At 67.4% G+C, this 17506-nt stretch carries 12 protein-coding genes, 1 tRNA gene and 2 pseudogenes; 7 read left to right on the top strand and 8 right to left on the bottom strand.

The window, feature by feature from the left end:
- Positions 1-345 precede the first annotated feature (345 nt).
- Positions 346-4116 (top strand): golvesin C-terminal-like domain-containing protein, encoded by a 3771-nt coding sequence (locus ACZ63I_RS02760; RefSeq protein ID WP_469334670.1) that lies wholly within the window; start codon positions 346-348, stop codon positions 4114-4116.
- 886 nt (positions 4117-5002) lie between these two features.
- Here the strand turns inward: ACZ63I_RS02760 and ACZ63I_RS02755 are convergent.
- From ACZ63I_RS02755 to ACZ63I_RS02740, 4 genes and pseudogenes are all read right to left on the bottom strand, one after another.
- Positions 5003-5542 carry a hypothetical protein gene (locus ACZ63I_RS02755; protein ID WP_469334669.1) on the bottom strand — a complete coding sequence of 180 codons (540 nt, stop codon included), beginning with the start codon at positions 5540-5542 and terminating at the stop codon, positions 5003-5005.
- A 579-nt stretch (positions 5543-6121) separates the two neighbouring features.
- Positions 6122-6184: pseudogene (locus ACZ63I_RS02750) on the bottom strand (hypothetical protein); the annotation flags it as partial.
- A 17-nt stretch (positions 6185-6201) separates the two neighbouring features.
- Positions 6202-6534: pseudogene (locus tag ACZ63I_RS02745) on the bottom strand (asparaginase domain-containing protein); the annotation flags it as partial.
- A gap of 145 nt (positions 6535-6679) precedes the next feature.
- On the bottom strand, positions 6680-7438 hold the full coding sequence (locus tag ACZ63I_RS02740) for a Clp protease N-terminal domain-containing protein (protein WP_469334668.1): 759 nt from the start codon (positions 7436-7438) through the stop codon (positions 6680-6682).
- Between the two features lie 245 nt (positions 7439-7683).
- Here ACZ63I_RS02740 and ACZ63I_RS02735 point away from each other — a divergent pair, with 245 nt between their 5' ends.
- Together ACZ63I_RS02735 and ACZ63I_RS02730 are read left to right on the top strand one after the other, a co-directional pair.
- Positions 7684-8091, top strand: coding sequence for a recombinase family protein (locus tag ACZ63I_RS02735; protein ID WP_469334667.1), 408 nt, complete (start codon positions 7684-7686; stop codon positions 8089-8091).
- 59 nt (positions 8092-8150) lie between these two features.
- On the top strand, positions 8151-8663 hold the full coding sequence (locus ACZ63I_RS02730; RefSeq protein ID WP_469334665.1) for a hypothetical protein: 513 nt from the start codon (positions 8151-8153) through the stop codon (positions 8661-8663).
- A 162-nt stretch (positions 8664-8825) separates the two neighbouring features.
- On the opposite strand, the gene ACZ63I_RS02725 is transcribed toward ACZ63I_RS02730, so the two are convergent.
- Positions 8826-9461, bottom strand: a complete 636-nt coding sequence (locus ACZ63I_RS02725; protein ID WP_469334663.1) for a hypothetical protein — start codon at positions 9459-9461, stop codon at positions 8826-8828.
- Positions 9462-9800: 339 nt separating this feature from the next.
- A tRNA-Thr gene (locus ACZ63I_RS02720) sits at positions 9801-9877 on the bottom strand.
- Between the two features lie 204 nt (positions 9878-10081).
- Between ACZ63I_RS02720 and ACZ63I_RS02715 the strand changes: the two genes are divergently transcribed.
- From ACZ63I_RS02715 to ACZ63I_RS02705, 3 genes are all read left to right on the top strand, one after another.
- A complete protein-coding gene (locus ACZ63I_RS02715) occupies positions 10082-11218 on the top strand; it encodes an ABC transporter ATP-binding protein (RefSeq protein ID WP_469334661.1) in 1137 nt (378 codons plus the stop codon).
- Between the two features lie 224 nt (positions 11219-11442).
- A complete protein-coding gene (locus tag ACZ63I_RS02710; protein ID WP_041988093.1) occupies positions 11443-11862 on the top strand; it encodes a hypothetical protein in 420 nt (139 codons plus the stop codon).
- A 38-nt stretch (positions 11863-11900) separates the two neighbouring features.
- Positions 11901-12617, top strand: coding sequence for a nucleotidyltransferase family protein (locus tag ACZ63I_RS02705; protein WP_469334659.1), 717 nt, complete (start codon positions 11901-11903; stop codon positions 12615-12617).
- Between the two features lie 203 nt (positions 12618-12820).
- On the opposite strand, the gene ACZ63I_RS02700 is transcribed toward ACZ63I_RS02705, so the two are convergent.
- Positions 12821-14626: a DoxX family protein gene (locus ACZ63I_RS02700; protein WP_469334658.1), complete on the bottom strand. Its 1806-nt coding sequence runs from the start codon at positions 14624-14626 to the stop codon at positions 12821-12823.
- Between the two features lie 136 nt (positions 14627-14762).
- Between ACZ63I_RS02700 and ACZ63I_RS02695 the strand changes: the two genes are divergently transcribed.
- Positions 14763-16442 (top strand): glycosyltransferase family 2 protein, encoded by a 1680-nt coding sequence (locus tag ACZ63I_RS02695; RefSeq protein ID WP_469334656.1) that lies wholly within the window; start codon positions 14763-14765, stop codon positions 16440-16442.
- A 51-nt stretch (positions 16443-16493) separates the two neighbouring features.
- On the opposite strand, the gene rlmB is transcribed toward ACZ63I_RS02695, so the two are convergent.
- Positions 16494-17438: a 23S rRNA (guanosine(2251)-2'-O)-methyltransferase RlmB gene (gene rlmB, locus ACZ63I_RS02690; protein ID WP_469334654.1), complete on the bottom strand. Its 945-nt coding sequence runs from the start codon at positions 17436-17438 to the stop codon at positions 16494-16496.
- Positions 17439-17506 lie beyond the last annotated feature (68 nt).

Raw genomic sequence — 17506 nt, 5'->3', positions numbered from 1 at the left:
AGCAGAACCGCCGGAGACGAAGCAATTGTCTCCGGCGGTCTGACGCTGCGGCCTCGGCGCGCCTCATGCTCATTACTCCTGCCCTCGGCATCAGCCGTATGCAGCATCTGGATACAGAAGGGCAACACTGTGTTGCGACACACCGGAAGACGATGGGGCATCCCTACAGCCTTAGCTCTGGCGGGGGCACTGCTGGTTCCCACCTACGCCACAGCCACACCTCCGCCCCCACCAACGGGGGCCGCGGAGACACCCGTTGAGGACCCTGCCGAATCGGGCACTTCTCAAGTGAAGGATCCTGACAGCGCCCTGCCGCGAGCCTGGCGCGCTTCCCAGGACCGGGCGGTGACTGCCGTCGGCGACTCGAAGGGACTGCACATCCTGGTCGCCGACAGCTCGAAGGCGTACCGGTGGAGTGAAGTCGCCACACTGCGCGAGGACGGGTTCGACGCCGACGCCTGGATCGGGAACATCTGTGTCACTGGTTCCGGCAAACGGGCAGTGGTCGCCTACGCGCCGCGGGCATTCGTCAACAAGCCCGAACTCCTTGACCGCGGGGCCTTCACCGCTGTGGTGAATCTCAACACCCACAAGGTGACAAAGCTGCGTCCGCAAGCCTCCCTCGCCTACTTCAACCCCGGCTGTGGCACCGGTGAGACTGCCATCCTGACCCAGTCCGCGGAGCAGGTAGGCAAGACCAGACTGATATCCCTGGATGCAGGCACAGGCAAGCTGGCGGAACCCGTCACTGTGCAAGGCCAGGTGACGTCGGCTGTACCGGTCAAGAACGGCATCGTCGCAGCAATCGGGGCCCGGCTCAGCCGCATTGCACCCAGCGGTGACACAGACCTGATCGCGACAACGTCGGGACCCGCGTTTCACCTGCATCCCGACGCGGACGGCGGCGTGGGGTTCCTGGAGCACAAAGGCCAACAGGCCACCATTGCCAGGGTCGTGGGGAACAAACTGACTGAACTCGCGCACGGCAAGCTGGGCAACGTGGGACTGGCCGCAGGTACCGCAGGACGGCTCTTCCTGACCGGCAAGCCCGACGACGTCGCCGCGTTGCCCGCCAGCATCAACCCCCTTGAAGCCGCCGTCGGCAGCAGTGTCTCCTCCCAGGGCCGACTGGCCGTGGACCGCGCGATCTCCACGGCGCTGCGCTCCCACGTGACCAGCCCGCTCGCGAAACACAGCGAAGATGGCCCGCTGCCGTACACCATCACGGCCCACGTCCCGCAGACAGGGAAAAAGCTGGCCTTCACCGTCCCTGGCGCACAGGCAGCCGACGCAGGGAAACCGTCACCCGCCATAACAGGCACCGCAGCCAAGGGCACCACCCAGCTGCGCGCCGCTGCCGACTCTTCGACCACCACCTACGACCCGGAACGCACCTGCGCCGTTCCCCGCAACGACCCAAACCAGCAGGCACTGCAACCGACGCCCAATCAGGTCGAGTGGGCTGCCGACCTGGCAATCCGCGGCAACCTCACTAGCAACTACATCACCCAGGGAGGGTGGCGCAGCCAAGCCGGATTGGGCACGTCCGTCTCGCCCTCGACGATGTTTCCGCTGCCCGTCCTCAAGGGCGCACCAGCCGGCTCACGCATCCCCGCCCAGGTACTGCTCGGCGTCCTGGCCCAGGAGTCGAACTTGTGGCAGTCCTCCTACCACGCCCTGCCGGGACAGACCGGAAACCCGCTGGTGGGGAACTTCTACGGCACCAAGATCTACCCCGCGCAGGACGGCTACGACCCAGACAAGATCTGGGTCATCGACTGGAGCCTGGCCGACTGCGGATACGGCATGGGCCAGCAAACCGACGGCATGAGCGTCTCCACCAGAAACCAACCCGGAAAGCCCGGCGCTCTCCCCGCCGAACAGCAGCGCGCCATCGCCCTCGACTACACGGCCAACGTGGCTGTCGCCGCACAGACACTCGCGACCAAGTGGAATGAGCTCCACACAGCCGGCCAGACCATCAAAATCAACAACGACGACCCGAAGTACACCGAAAACTGGTTCGCCGCAGTCTGGAACTACAACCTCGGCTACAACACGCCCGACTCGAACGGCCTGTGGGGGCTCGGCTGGCTCAACAACCCTGCCAACCCGACCTACCCGGCAGACCGCGCGGCCTTCCTGGACAACAACCACTACTCCGATGCAGCCGAACCACAAAAATGGTCCTACCCCGAAAAGGTCATGGGGTGGGCGGCCTTTCCCATCGACACCGGACACGCCTACAGCGACGCCGGACAGGAAAACGACAGCAACACGCACGGATACCAGGCCGCATGGTGGAATGATGCCGGAGCCCGCACCCGGGCCATCAAGCCGCCTTTCGATACCTTCTGCAACAGCAACAACCACTGCGACTCTAGTAATCCGCCGGACTGCCCGACCGAGGCATGCTTCCAGCAACAGTGGTACCACGGCGACGCCAGCTGGAAGACCGCCTGCTCCATCGAATGCGGCAACGAGACCCTCACCTACAAGACGCTCCGTACCGAGCTCGGAAGAGGGAGCACCGGAGCGCCTTCCTGCAGCGTGGCGGGACTGCCGTCGAACGCGCTCATCGTGGACGACGTGAGTTCGGGCGTGCCAACGATGAGGAGCGACTGCTCCAAATCATGGACGAATTCAGGATCGCTCTCCTGGCAGTTCGAGGCCGCAGGTGGGGGAGTCACCTATGAGGGAAAGGAAGACCTCCACCAAATAGGGGGCGGCCTGGGTGCACATTTCTGGTTCGCACACACCCGTAACGATGCAAATCACCTCGATACAATGCGAGTTACGGGCACCTGGACACTGAATAAAGCACTGAATCAGTGGTCCAGAGTGATGGTGCACCTGCCCGACAGCGGCGCTGAAACCCAGCAGGCCCACTACCGAATTAATTTGGGTGATGGGACCATTCGAGACCGGTACATAAACCAAAACTATCAGAGCAACAGATGGGTCTCCCTGGGGGTCTACCCCTTCAAAGGGACTCCCAGAGTCACGCTCGACAACGAGGCAATTGATGGCACAGCAGATGCCGATGTCGCCTGGGATGCAATCGCCTTTCAGCCTCTCCCGACAAAACCAAAAAATATTGTGGCGGCCCTCGGAGATTCATACTCCTCCGGCGAAGGATCCGGATCAACCGTTACCGGCGGGAGTGACTACTCCTGGGAATCTGACCGCGGACACGGAACAGACAAGTGGAATGCCTGCAGACGCAGCAACAATGCATGGCCCCGAAAGATGGTCCTCCCCGGAACAAGCACCGCATTGGGTGCGGCGAGTGATACTTGGAGCACCGAGAACGAACTGTCCTTCGTTGCTTGCTCAGGGGCGCAAACCTGGAATGTTACCGGCGAAGGAATTCCTCTCTCCTGGGAGAGTCCTGACGAATACAGTCATTCGGAAGGGCAATTCCACGAAATAGACCAAGTGAGTTCAGGTGCGCTCAGCGTAGACACCTCACTCGTCACGCTCACGCTCGGCGGGAACGACGAAGGAGCTTTCGTAGGGGCAATCACCGATTGTGCCGGCCCCGGAGATTGCGCGTCTGACTCAACCTTTCTGCCGCGCTACAAAGCTAAAGCCGACACGATGGCCCAGAATCTTCGCGGCCTCCTGGACATCATTGGCAACAAGAGCACCGGGAAAGCGAAGAACGCAGCAATCGTGGTGATGGGATACCCCGAACTCCTGAGCCGCAGCACAGCCTGTATTACAGGCGGACTCTTCAACGTCAACGAACAGAATGCCTTGGGCCAGCTTGCGGGCTACGTGAATTCCCAACAAGCCGCAGTCGTGAAGGATCTGCATGACAACTCCGGCATCAAGGTGTTCTACAAGAACCCCATTCCAACGTTTGCCGGACATGGTGCATGTGATGACTCTCCATGGATCAACGCAATCGTCATCGGGCCAAAAGGCAACGGCGACTTCCATGACGGCGACTTCCCAGATGCGGCGGGCAACATGCCGAGTTTCTGCTTCCTAGGAATACTGGGCGACACCTGCCTGAGCCGTGAGGCATTCCATCCGAACAGCGCCGGAACCAGCGGCTATGCTAGAGCGATGGAACAGGAACTCAACGACATAGGATATGGGGCAATTTGACCTCACACCCCACGTCAGCCAGCACCCGGACGGCAACCAAGATTCTGCCGACCGGGTGCTGGGTGGCGCTCCTCGTGGTTATCGCAGCCGCAGGTGTTCTGCTGTGGAAGGCATCTTCCCATTTCGGTCCACAATTTGCCGATTCGCGCAGTACGCCAGTCCGGTTCCCGTTGTCCAGCACCGAACGACAGCAGGCTGAGCCACATCGGCAGGCCATGGTCAAGACGGCTGGTCGGCTCAAAAAGGACAAGCAACTACGTCGCAACGAAGAGGCTCTAAAGAAACAACTCATATCGGACCTGAAGTTGCCTAGCACCGCCAGCATCGAGATCTCGGTGTCTGACGACCACACCACGATCGGTGTCGGAGACGGTCCGGCCTGTGTGATCGCATGGGTTTCGCCCACGAGGGCCTCGGTGAGCGTGCAGGGCCGTACCCGTGGACTTGACACCTGCCTTAGGAACAGTTGATCAGGGACGTTGATTGGGAAGACCAGAGCACGGTCCTCCCAATCAACGGGCACCTTCGGCGCCCCGACATTGCTGCTGGCTGTGGTTCCGGTGGAACAGGCGATCCTCGTTGTCGGCCACTGCCGGTATGACTGGATGTGGCGGCACCAGTTGTTCTGGCGAACAGCCCGCCCCTGCCGCCGACCAGCTCGCCTCCGTCCTAGAAGCCCGAGACAGCCTGGTCAGGATGTCTGCGCCGTCGGGGTGTGCCGTCCGGGGAGTCAAGAAGCTCTCCGAAGGAGAGAATCCGCTGCTGAGCAGAGGGGCTGTGAGGCCGGCAGGCAGCTGGGACGCGAGGGCGATCTCCCGCTCCAGCCGCAAATGGCCATATGGCTGGTGCCGTGTCCCAAGGGCTCTTGTGGCGATCACGCGTCAGATCAACCGGCGATCGGTTCCAGGAGATCGACGGTTGAGAGACCGGTCTCTCCGTTCACGAGTGTGAGTGCGAGTTCGGCTCTGGCCGCGAGATCGAGAGGTTCGAGGCCTTCGACGTACGGGGCATAAGCGATGCGATCGAGACCTGCTCCGATCAACGGCGTGGCTGTGCGTGAGGAGGCTTCGAGTGGTACTCCCTCGGTGCCGCCGCCGTGCAGGATTATGTTGCGCGTTCGGTAGAGGCGTCGCATAGCAATACGGAAGGTTCTGGCAACGTCGCCGAGCAGCATGCGTGGGCTGTCAATCAAGTCGGCCATGCGTTGAGCTGCTGGTAGGTCGCCGTATTTGGTGGAAGCTCGGGTGAAGTCCAGCGCTTCGACACCACGGCTGTTGAGTGCTTCAGCGATCAGTCGGGCGCGTTGGAGGTTGGTTTTGCACACGGCGACAGCGCGGGCCAGTTCGGCCTGCTGGCTCGGGCTGTGACGGTAAGCGAGGACGGTGAGTTCGGCGCGCGGCCATGAGCGCGCGATGCTGGCCGCCATTCGGCCGGCGGCTACCGCCTTGCCGGGCCGTTCGGCGCCTTGGGGGTCATCCGGATGGGCTAACAGGGACTCGATCGCGGCCCATCCACCGGCAACGCGCGCCGGGTAGTGGCCGCCGTGCGTAGCGAGCTGGCCCAGGTGGTCGGGTTCGTCGGACCTGCCACTGCGCCGCAGGTCCTCGCCGACCGTGTCACCCGGCGCCTGGAGGACCAGATGCGGCTGGGGGGGCCGATCACGGACCCGGTGAGCCGGCTCATCGGCCGGGCCCTGCCGCAGCGTCAGCAGTGCGGCGACGTACGGTGCGACGCCGGGTCTTGCTCGACTCTGGCCGGGACTGCCGAGCAGAGCGGGCTCGATGCCCGGGTAGGTCTTGATCAGGGCAACGTCCGATTCCGGCTCTTCTGCCGTCTCGGGGGTGCCGGACGGGCGGTGGCGAAATCGGCTCGACGCGCCCGCGCAGCACTCGCCCCAGCTGTGGGTACGGAGCTGAAAAGAAACCCGCCACGCTGGTGGCATCGGTGTGGTAACCCAACGGGCGGCATGCAGGCAGTCGTCGACGCAAACGACGGCGCCAGCGCCGAGCAGTGCGGGATCGACCGCGGCTGTAAGTGACGATGCGAGGTTGCGCGGGCCGTCGGACAGTTCGTTTCGTCCAGGAAACGCGTGGCGGTGGTGAGGATGATCCCGCCGCGCGAGGCGGCCGGGCCCGCCATCAGGTCGACGAGGAACGCGGTTTCCTCAGCGGTATCGGATCCGTGGCTGATCACGACACCGTCGAAGCCCTCTTCCAACAGAGAGGAGCGGGCCCGGCGGGCCAGAGTGAGCATGGTGGCGGCTGACGTGTCCCAGCTGGGCTCCGTCATCACGTTCTCGACCGTTACCTGTGCCGGGAGCATGTCGGCAGGGATGGCCCGCAGCAACTCCGCTGCCGTGGCGACCCGTCGCCGGTGCGGATCACAGACATAGGCCAGAGTGTCGCCGGTCGCCGGCATCACCAGACGTTTCACCACAGACTTCCCCACACAATGAGAGCCAGGACGGCCAGCAGGAGCAACCGCTGCCACAGCGGAAGGAGACGTGGGCCGTAGCGCCGCTTCTGATCGGGCGGCATACCGCCATCGCGGCTGAACACGGTGATCAGACCTCCGGATTCAGACCGAGATGCTCCTCGAGGTGTGCGATGCGCTGGGTCAGTGGTTCGAGTTCCTGACGGATGGCCGCGGCGAGGGCCTGCTGCGCGCCGACGGCCGCCGGTTGCCCCTGCCCACTCTCAGCCCGCAGGTGAACGTAGCCTGCCAGCGCGGCGGTGACGGCGCGGCGGGCGAGCTTGGGGTCAGTACCCAAGGCCCGTAGAACCTGTCCGGCGACTCCGTCGGGCTCCGCGACCAGGCCGAGCAGCACGTGCTCGCACCCGATGTAGTTGTGGCCGAGCGAGATTGCCTCGGTAACCGCCAGCTCCAAGGCGTTGGCCGCAGGCCGGTCAAAGCGGCGGGGATCGCTGTCCGACGGGCCGGTCCCCTGCGCTTCGGGCTGCCGGCGGGCCAGATCACGCCCGACCTGTTCCGGCTCGATCTCCATGGCCCGCAGCACATGGAGAGCGAGGTTGGTGCCCTCGTCGACCACGGCGGCCAGCAGATGCTCGGTGCCCATCCTCGGCGCGCCGGCTTCCTGTGCCCGTTCCACGGCCAAGTTGAGCACGCTACGCGTCCTGGCGGTGAAGTGTGCCAGTGCGCCGGTCGGTTCGTCGTCGAGATCGACCAAGGGCGTCTCACGGATGGCGGTCACCCGTCGCACTGCCAGTTCCAGGGCCCGCTGGCATACGGCCGACACTGGCACACCGGCCTCCTTGACCGCCTCGGCCAGATCATCAGGCAGATAAACGTTGATCTTCGGCATCGCGCACGCCTCCATAGGAATAACCCCAAGGTAACCCCCACAGGGTTACCTTTCTAGATGGCGCTACAGGCGGGCGGCACATCACATTCGCAGAAATGAACATCTGCGAGAGTTCCGCAAGAGCCTCGAAAGCGATCACGTTTCCGCAGGCCACCGCTCGCAAAAGGCCCTCGAAACCCGCTCGTTGTGCAACGGGGTTCTGAGAGACTCCCGGCATAGATCTCACGCCCCATCAGGCCGTATTGGTGGTAGAACATCACGAATGCCTGAACTATGACGCGCCTGCCGGCAACGTCTGCCGCACTCGGGGCGGGAAGACAGCCGCGAAATACCACACCCCGCGCTTCATCCTCGTCGCTGCGCTCCGGGAGGAACTGGAGATCCCCGTCCCCGCCGACCGGCTCCCCGGCCGCACGTGGAAGCAGGACCCCGGGCTCGCCGTCGTCCCCGCGCCCCGCACCGAACGGCCGGTCCGTGTCGGGTACGCGAGGACGTCGACCGCCCGCCAGGAACTGGCGAGTCAGCTCGAAGCCCTCCACCGCGCCGAGTGCCACAAAGTCTTCAAGGAGCAGATCAGCACCCGTATCAAGGTGCGGTCCGAACTGGAGAAGGCACTCGCCCTGGCCTGCCAGTTCAAAGAGGCCGCACCCTAGACGCCGGTCATCTTCACCGTCCACGAGCTCAAGCGCCTCGCGCGCACCGCTGCGAACTGATGACGCTGTCCGCCGATCTCCAGGCCGGCGGCATCCAACTCGAACTCCTCATCGGCCCGCTCGCCGACATCTACAACCCCAACGGCATGGGCGCCATGTTCTTCGCCGTGCTCGCCGTGGCCGGACAGATGGAGCGCAACTACATCCGGGAGAAGAACCTCGAAGGTCAGGTCACCGCGGCGGCGAAGGGCAACCACGGGGGACGGCCGAAGGTCATCGACGACGACATGCTCACCTTCGCCGTCGCGCTCAAGGACAAGGGCGTCCCCGTCCCGGAGAACGCCAAGAAGCTGGTCATCAAGACCGGGAAGAACGCGGGCAAGAACCCCTCGGTCGCCTCGCTCTACCGGGCGTTCGCCGAAGCGGAGGAAGCCGCAGCGGAAAACGGCCTGCCGGTGCGGCCCAAGCCGGTCCACATCCGCCGGCCCGGGGACCCGCTCACTCCCGAGGAGATCAGCCTCCGCGACCGCCTCCAGGCCCAGCCTCACCCGAACACGGAGATCCGCAGCTAGACCCCACGATCAATCTCAGCGCCAACGGCTGTACTGATGTTTCCCGAGGCCGTGATAGCCCACGCGACGCACTCGTTCAGCCGGTGGCGCACGCCCTCAGTGGTCCACCACCGACTGTGCCGGATGAGCGCTGCGATTCAGTCCAGCGAGTATTGGTCTGCTTCACCGCTGGCTCCAGCGGCGGGCGAGCGCAGCGTCGGATCGCAGGGTTGCGGGCATAGCCGCGTCCACTTCGTACTGATCGTGCTGCCCCCCCTCCCCGCAGGGGCAGATGCTCCATTTCCCGGCCTCGACGCGCGCGGCGACAGCCTCGGCGATCTCGGCGAGTTCGATCAGTGCCCCGACCGGCGTCTCGGCAGCCTCACCGCTGCCTGGGGAGGCCAGGGCCGCTCCGATCTCAGTGGCCAGGTCCAGCGCCTGGTCCGCGATGCGCCCGTTGCCGTTCAGTCGCGCGTACTTGGCCGCCTGCGCGGAGGCCATCACCAGGCGGCCCGCAACGCGTACCGGCAGTGCGACCGAGCTGGCATCCACCCGGACCGGCCGTACTGAATGCACGTCCTCCGCGCCCTGTCGGTCCGGATCCGCAGCAGTGACGATGGCATCCGCCACCGTCTCTGGCACGACCATCTGGAGGGCCTCCCCCTCGTCCATGTTCATCCGCTCGGCGACCGAGCGGACCATCAGCGCCACCACATCGCGTACCGCCACCGGCTCGACCTCAACGCCACGGGTCAGCAGCACCGCGCTCGTCTGGGCGACGATCGCCTTGAAATTCACACTCTGCTGAATATCCGGCACCCCATCAGCCTACGGGTTGCCTGTTGTCGGGATGCCACAAATCAGCAGAGACAACTCAACGCTCCACGGGAAGGCCGTCCGCGCTCCGGGCTCAGCCTGACGACTGGACGAGAACGTCCGGGGCCGTCGCCAGTCGACTGCGTCAACAGGACCCCGCCCAGCTTCTGCCGGGCACGCCGCGCGCTCCCCCAGGAACGGCCCGTTGTCCGTCGCCTGTCCACATGCGCTCCCCTCGCGCTCCCCTTGGCCGCTGCGGGCGCAACTGGACCGACGGGCGAATCGAGCGGGTACGGGAGCAGCGAAAAACCCCAGGTCAGAAGCCTGACCCGGGGTTCATCCTGGAGCCTCCTGTCGGATTCGAACCGACGACCTACGCATTACAAGTGCGTTGCTCTGGCCAACTGAGCTAAGGAGGCGCGCGAGAGAAGTGTAGCCGTCTCCGATCAGTGGTCCGGCAGAATTTCGTGCAGGTGAACCTACTGACAGATCGGAAATCCGGGGGTAACGTCACCCCAAGTTCACCCAGGTGGACTAGACCCATCTTCCGCTTCCCTGTGGAAGATCCATTCCTTTACTCGGATCGTCCGGCACGTTCCTGCCGGTGAAGGGACACACTGATCATGGCAACTGTCTCGTTCGACAAGGCAACCCGGGTCTACCCGGGCTCCACGAAGCCCGCTGTCGACCAGCTTGAGCTCGATGTCGCCGACGGCGAGTTCCTCGTCCTCGTCGGTCCTTCCGGTTGTGGCAAGTCGACCTCCCTGCGCATGCTCGCGGGTCTTGAGGACGTCAACGACGGAGTCATCCGCATCGGTGACCGCGACGTCACGCACCTGCCGCCGAAGGACCGGGACATCGCGATGGTGTTCCAGAACTACGCGCTGTACCCGCACATGTCCGTCGCCGACAACATGGGCTTCGCGCTCAAGATCGCCGGCGTCAACAAGGCGGACATCCGCAAGAAGGTCGAGGAGGCCGGGAAGATCCTGGACCTCACCGAGTACCTCGACCGCAAGCCGAAGGCGCTCTCCGGTGGTCAGCGCCAGCGTGTCGCGATGGGCCGCGCCATTGTGCGTGAGCCGCAGGTGTTCCTCATGGACGAGCCGCTGTCGAACCTCGACGCCAAGCTCCGTGTCTCCACCCGTACGCAGATCGCCTCGCTGCAGCGCCGCCTCGGCATCACCACCGTGTACGTCACCCACGACCAGGTCGAGGCCATGACCATGGGCGACCGCGTCGCGGTCCTCAAGGACGGGCTCCTCCAGCAGGTGGACTCGCCGCGCAACATGTACGACCGCCCGAAGAACCTCTTCGTCGCCGGCTTCATCGGCTCCCCCGCGATGAACCTGATCGAGGTCCCGATCACCGACGGCGGTGTGAAGTTCGGCAACACCATCGTCCCGGTCTCGCGTGAGGCGCTGTCGGCCGCCGCCGACCGCGGCGACACCACCGTCACGGTCGGTGTCCGCCCCGAGCACTTCGACATCGCCGGTGAAGAGGGCGCCGCCACCAAGTCGCTCACGAAGGCGACCGACGACGCCCCGGCCGGCCTCGCCGTCGCCGTCAACGTCGTCGAGGAGCTGGGCGCCGACGGTTACGTCTACGGCTCGGCCCAGCTCGACAACGAGACCAAGGAACTGGTCGTCCGCGTCAACGGCCGTTCGGTGCCGGAGAAGGGCACCACCGTCCACGTCACCCCGCACCCGGGCGAGCTGCACGTCTTCTCGACCTCCACCGGCGAGCGCCTCACCGACTGATCGACTGAAACGACTGACGCGCCCACCCCGTTCACCGGCGCGAATTCGTCCGCACGGCCCCGCACTCCGGTGCGGGGCCGTCGGCGTATGTCGACAAATGCCCCGGTACGCAGGCGACTTCGACCAAGGGGCGTCAACACGTAATTCGAAAAGACCCCTCGAACCATCCCCCGGCAGAGTGACTAAATGTCGCCAAATCATCACTGGCCGCTACGCTCGCCTGCGTGACCCATACAGCCCGCCGTATCGGCCGAACTCTCGCCTTCGTACTGCCCGTCGTTCTGGTGCTCTCCGGGACCCTCGCTGTCGCGCGTGTCCCGTGGGCGTCCAGTTCCGAGTCGCAGATCATGACCGCTTCGTCGGACACCGCGTCCGTGAAGGCCAAGTCCCGCACCCCGCAGGATATTCTCCGCGACAAGCTCCTGGTGGAGCTTCAGGAGAAGGACCCGGGGATCGCCCTGACCCATCTCCAGCGCGAGGTCGAGGCCCGCCCCTCGCTCGCCAAGCACTGCATGTCGATCGCCCGGTCCCTGGGCCGCGCGGCCGTCGCCCACTACGGTCCCACACGCGCGCAGTCGTTCTCGCGTCCCGTGTGCGACACGTCGTTCGCCTACGGGGTCTCCCAGCAGACCGCGGGGAGCTGACCGAGGGCTCCCTGCCCGTCCCGCATATCGTGCACGGCATGCATACCTATCCGACGCAGGCCGTGGTCCTGGCGGGCGGCCAGGGGTCGCGGCTGCGCCCGTACACCGATGACCGTCCCAAGCCGATGGTCGAGATCCCCGGAACGGGGACCCCGATCATCGGCCATCAGCTTTCCTGGCTGGCCGCCGAGGGGGTGACGGACGCCGTCGTCTCCTGCGGCCATCTCGCCGAAGTCCTCCAGGAATGGCTGGACGACGCCGTGTTGCCGCTCCACGTCACCACGGTGGTCGAGTCCGAACCCCTCGGGCGCGGCGGCGGGCTCAAGTACGCCGCCGCGCATCTGAAGGACCCCACCGAGCCCTGGTACGCGACGAACGGCGACATCTGGACGCGGTTCTCGCTGCGCGAGATGGCGGCCTTCCACGCGGAGCGCGACGCCACGGCGACGCTGGCGCTCGCCCGGCCCCGGATCCCCTGGGGGGCCGTGGAGACCGACGAGTTCGGGCACGTCCTCGACTTCATCGAGTCGCCGCCGTCGCCTTATCTGATCAACGCGGGCGTGTACGTGTTCGCCCCGGGCTTCGTCGAGTTGCTGCCCGACCGCGGCGACCACGAACGTACGACCTTCCCCCGCCTGGCCCGTGAGCGCCGGCTGGCGGGCTTCCCGCTGCCGCAAGGGGCGTACTGGCGGGCCATCGACACCGCGAAGGACCTCACCGAGGCCGCCAAGGAGCTTGCCACCGGCGGGATTTGAGACCCCGGGGCCCGGGGCCCGGGGCCCGGGGCCCGGGGTTTTGGGCCCGGCGTTTTGGGTTTTGGCCGCGGGCTCCCGGCTCCCGGCTCCCGGCTCCCGGCCGGGTTTGAGGTCCGCCGGCGAGCTACGTACGTACCCGTCCGTCACGAAGGGGCGGCCACCCCGTACCCCGGTGGCCGCCCCTCCCTCATGTCCTCCCGGTCTCAGCCGAGCAGCCCGCCGATCGGGTTCTTCGCCCCGCCCCCGCCGCCGCCCGACGTCGACCCGCCGCTCGTACCGCCGCTGTCGCCGCCGTCGTTGCTCCCGCCGCCGCCCGTGCTGCCGCCGCCACCGCTCGTACCGCCGCTGGAGGCCGGGCCCTGGCTGCCGGTCGCCGGAGGCGCCTGCTGGGCCGTCTGCGGGGGCGCCTGGCCGCCGCCCGTGCCCTGCGTCCTGCTGGGCTGCTGCGCGGTGCCCGCCGTGTCCGAGGGGCCGCTCTGCCGTGCCGGTGCCGCGCTGCCCGCCGTGGACTGCTGCGCCGCCGGGCTCTGCGACTTGCTCGCCGACGGCTCCGTCGGACGGCCGCTCGTACCGGCCGAACCGGTCGGCGACTGCGACGCCTTGCTGTGCCGCGACTTCTGCGGCAGCGGGGCGCCCGGGAGTTGGTTGACCGGGTCCTGGTTGGGGCCCGGCACCGTCACCATGTCGGACGACCGTACGGCCCCGCCGAGCACGGACCCGATGAGCAGGGTCAGCCCGATGACGATGCTCGCGATGACCGTGCCGCGGCGCAGTACGTGCCTGCGCAGGTCCCAGATCTCGGAGCGCGGCCCGAGCTTGCGCCAGGCCTCGCCCGCGAGGCGTCCGTCGACGGAGTAGACCGGGGCGCCCGCGATGATCAGCGGGGACCAGGCGGCGAGGTAGATGATGTCCGGTGCGTCGTACGCCGGTACGGTCCGCCAGCTCACGGTGAGGATCAGCGCCGCCGACAGCAGCGTGCCGAGCGAGGCGGCGACCCGCTGCCAGAGGCCCAGCACCGTGAGCACACCGGCGACGATCTGGAGGAACGCGACGCTGAGCCCGGCGCCCACCGGGTGCGAGAGCGCGAAGTCGCGCAGCGGCTCGGCGAGGGCCCACGGGTGCAGCGAGTTGAGCCACTTCACCATGGAGCCGCGCTCGCCGCCGTCGAAGTAGACGGGGTCGCAGAGCTTGCCCATCCCGGCGTAGATGGAGATGAACCCGAGGAACACACGCAGCGGGAGCAGCACCACGCCGAGGTTCATCCGGCGGCCCGGGTAGTACGCGTGCCGGACGTTGTCCGCGCCGTGCCGCTGGCTGCGCGGCCCGTCGCGGCCGGTGTCGGAACCGGAGTCGGAACCGGCCTCGGGATACAGCTCGTAACTCTGCTCGTCCGGGTCGTGTTCGGGGGCGTCGTACGCGCCGACGGCCTGCCGCATCGGGGGCAGCAGCGGGCCGCCGGGCCTGCGGCCACCGCCACCGCCGGGGACGGCCGGGACGGCGGTCGTGCCGTCGTCGTCGAGGTCGATCCGGGGGATGACCTGCGTCGCGCCGGTGTCGTAGCCTCCCTCCGCAGCGCCGGGATAGCCGCCGCCCGCGCTGCCCGCGCCCACGCTGCCCGCGCCCACGCTGCCCGCGCCCACGCCGCCCACGCCGCCCGCGCGCACCGCCGACGAGTTCCGTACGGCCTGGAGGAGCCCGCTCGCTCCGGGGTCACCCGGCTCGGACCTGCCGCTCCACACGACGGGGGCCCGGCGGCGTACGGCGCCGGCACCGGCGCCCGCGGTGCCTGCCTTGCCTGCGGTGCCGCTCATGGCGGGGATACGCGCGGTCTCGGCACCCGCGCGTGCGGTGCCTGCGCGTGCGGTGCCCGTGCGCTGGGGCGTCGCGAGTTTCACCCGGAAGCTGGCGTGGTTCACGATGACCTGCGCGGGATCGCAGTCCACCTTGAGCATGCTCAGCGGGGGCTGATCGTCGAACCCGGGCCGGGGCGTTCTGGTGTCCACACTCATCTAACCGAGTGACTTGTGTTTAGGACACTGCCTTGACGCGCGCGATATGTCCGAGACCCGTCAAGATCATCCGGCGCCACTCCCGGACTGTCGATTGACTGTGCGCCATGTGTGGCTTTTGCGGCATCCTGTTCCCATGGTGAACTCGCTGAAGAACGACCACTCCGCACGGGATTTACCCGACCCCGAGCGGGACTTGGCCAAGACAGCCGCCCAGAAGGCGCGGGAGCAGGGCGCGAGCGGTGCGCCGCCCAAGGTCAGCGTGGTCGTACCGGTCTACAACCCGGGCGCCGACATCGGCGAGTTGATCACGTCACTGCTGCGCCAGTCGATGCCGAAGGCCGACTGGGAGGCGATCTTCGTGGACGACGGTTCGACCGACGGCACCGGCGCCCGGCTCGACACACTCGCCGCCGAGCACGACAACATCACCGTCGTCCACATCCCCAACTCCGGCTGGCCGTCGCGCCCCCGCAACATCGGGATCGACCGGGCGCGCGGTGAGTACGTGCAGTTCGCCGACAACGACGACTGGCTCGGCGACGAGGCGCTGCAACGGCTCTACACGTACGCGAAGGAGAACGACGCGGACGTCGTCATCGGGAAGATGGCGGGCCGTGGCCGCAACGTGCCGCGCGAGCTGTTCCGGCACAACAGGCCGGCCGCGACGCTCGCCGCCGATCCGCTGATCGACAGCCTCACCCCGCACAAGATGTTCCGCAGGTCGTTCCTGCTGAAGCACGGGCTGCGCTTCCCCGAGGGCAAGCGGCGCCTGGAGGACCATGTGTTCGTGACGGCCGCGTACTTCGCGGCCGACCGGATCTCGGTGCTCTCCGACTACGTCTGCTACTTCCACGTGGCGCGCGCCGACGCGTCGAACGCCGGTTTCCGGCGCTTCGACCCGGCGGGCTACTTCGGCAACGTACGCGAGGCGCTGGACATCGTGGACGCCAACACGGAGCCGGGCGCGCTGCGCGACCGGCTGCACCGGCGCTGGCTGCGGGTGGAGATGGTCGCGCGGCTGACAGCGGCCCGGTATCTCGACGCGCCGGCCGAGTGGCGCGCGGAGTTCTTCCACGAGGTGCGGTCCGTGGTGACGGAGCGGTTCGCGCCCGGCGTGGCCGCAGGACTCCCGGCGCCGCAGCGCGCCGTGGTGGCGCTCGTCGTCCAGGGCAGGGCCGACGAACTGGCCGAGCTGGGAAGCTGGGAGGCGGCGATCCGGGCGAAGGCGACGGCCCGGGTGACGGGGGACGACGAGGTCACCGTCGAGGCCGAACTGATCGGCCCCGACGGCCCGTTGACGTACACGCACGAAGGCGGCGACGGCGGTGGAGGCGGCGGGAGAGACCTGCTACGACTGCCCGTGAGCGGCATACCGCCGGAGGCCCTGGACGTCACGGACCGGCTCAAGTCGGCCCGGCTGGACGTCGTGGCGCGCCGCAGGGGCGGCGGCGGCGAGGAGTTCTTCCTGCCGGGTACGAGTACGGCGAAGCGCGTCCCGGTCGACGGAGCCGGCGCCAACAGCAGCGGCGGCGGTGGCGGCGGAGGCACGGACGGGGCGTTCAGACTCGTCCAGCAGTCGGTGGCCCGGCTCGCCCCCGACACCATCAACGCGGGCCGCAAGGGCGGCAGTTGGGAGCTGAAGGCGCGCATCGTGAACTGCGGCCGGCAGAAGGAGACCGAGCTGCCGGTGTCCCTGACGATCCCGCAGGACGGCGCGCCCCCGGTCCTGCGGGCCGGGGTGCGACCGCCGTTGCTGCTCCGGGTCAGACGCCGCGTCCTGCGGGCACGCGGCGCCCTCAACCGCCGTACGTAGCCGGGCGGAACGGGCTGAGACGGCAGCACGCCACCGCGCCGACGCCAGGCGTCAGACGCGGTGGCGGGACGCCTCGTACAGCACGATCCCCGCCGCCACACCCGCGTTGAGCGACTCAGCGCCGCCCGGCATCGGGATCCGGACGCGGAAGTCGCACGTCTCGCCGACCAGCCGCGACAGGCCCTTGCCCTCGCTGCCGACGACGATCACGACGGGCCCGCTCAGCGCCGCCAGCTCGCCGACCTCGGTCTCACCGTCCGCCGCGAGCCCGACGATCGTCAGACCCGCCTTGCGGTACGCCTCCAGCGTCCGCGTCAGGTTCGTACAGCGGGCGACCGGCGTACGGGCCGCGGCGCCGGCCGACGACTTCCAGGCGCCGGCCGTCATACCGGCCGCGCGCCGCTCGGGGACGACGACGCCGTGCCCGCCGAAGGCGGAGACGGACCGTACGACGGCGCCGAGGTTGCGCGGGTCGGTGACGCCGTCCAGCGCGACGATCAGCGGGTCCTCGCCGTCGTCGAAGGCGGCGGCGGCCAGGTCGTCCGGATGCGCGTACTCGTACGGCGGGACCTGGAGCACCATGCCCTGGTGGTTGAGGCCGTTCGTCAGCCGGTCCAGCTCCGGCTTGGGGGCCTCCATGAGGTGGATGCCGCCGCGGTCGGCCGCGAGCTGGAGCGCCTCGCGGACCCGCTCGTCGTTGTCGATGAACTGCTGCACGTAGAGCATCGAAGCGGGCACGCCGTCGCGCAGCGCCTCGAAGACCGGGTTGCGGCCCACGACCATCTCGCTGGTGCCCTTGCCGCCACGGCGGGCGACCTGGCGGCGCTGGGTCTGCTTGGCCTTCGCGTTGGCGACGCGGTTCTTGACATGGCCCTTGCGCGCGGAGGCAGGCGGAGTCGGGCCCTTGCCTTCGAGGCCCCGGCGCCGCTGGCCGCCGCTACCGACCTGCATGCCCTTCTTGCCGGACGTGCGGCGGTTCCTGCTGTTCCCGGCCATGACCTACCTGTTTCGTTGCTTCCGTGATGCGTACGCGGCGTACGCGGCGTTCATATGTGTAACGAGGT

Source organism: Streptomyces sp. NPDC087906, assembly GCF_055584925.1.
This window is presented reverse-complemented; position numbering and strand designations above follow the sequence as displayed.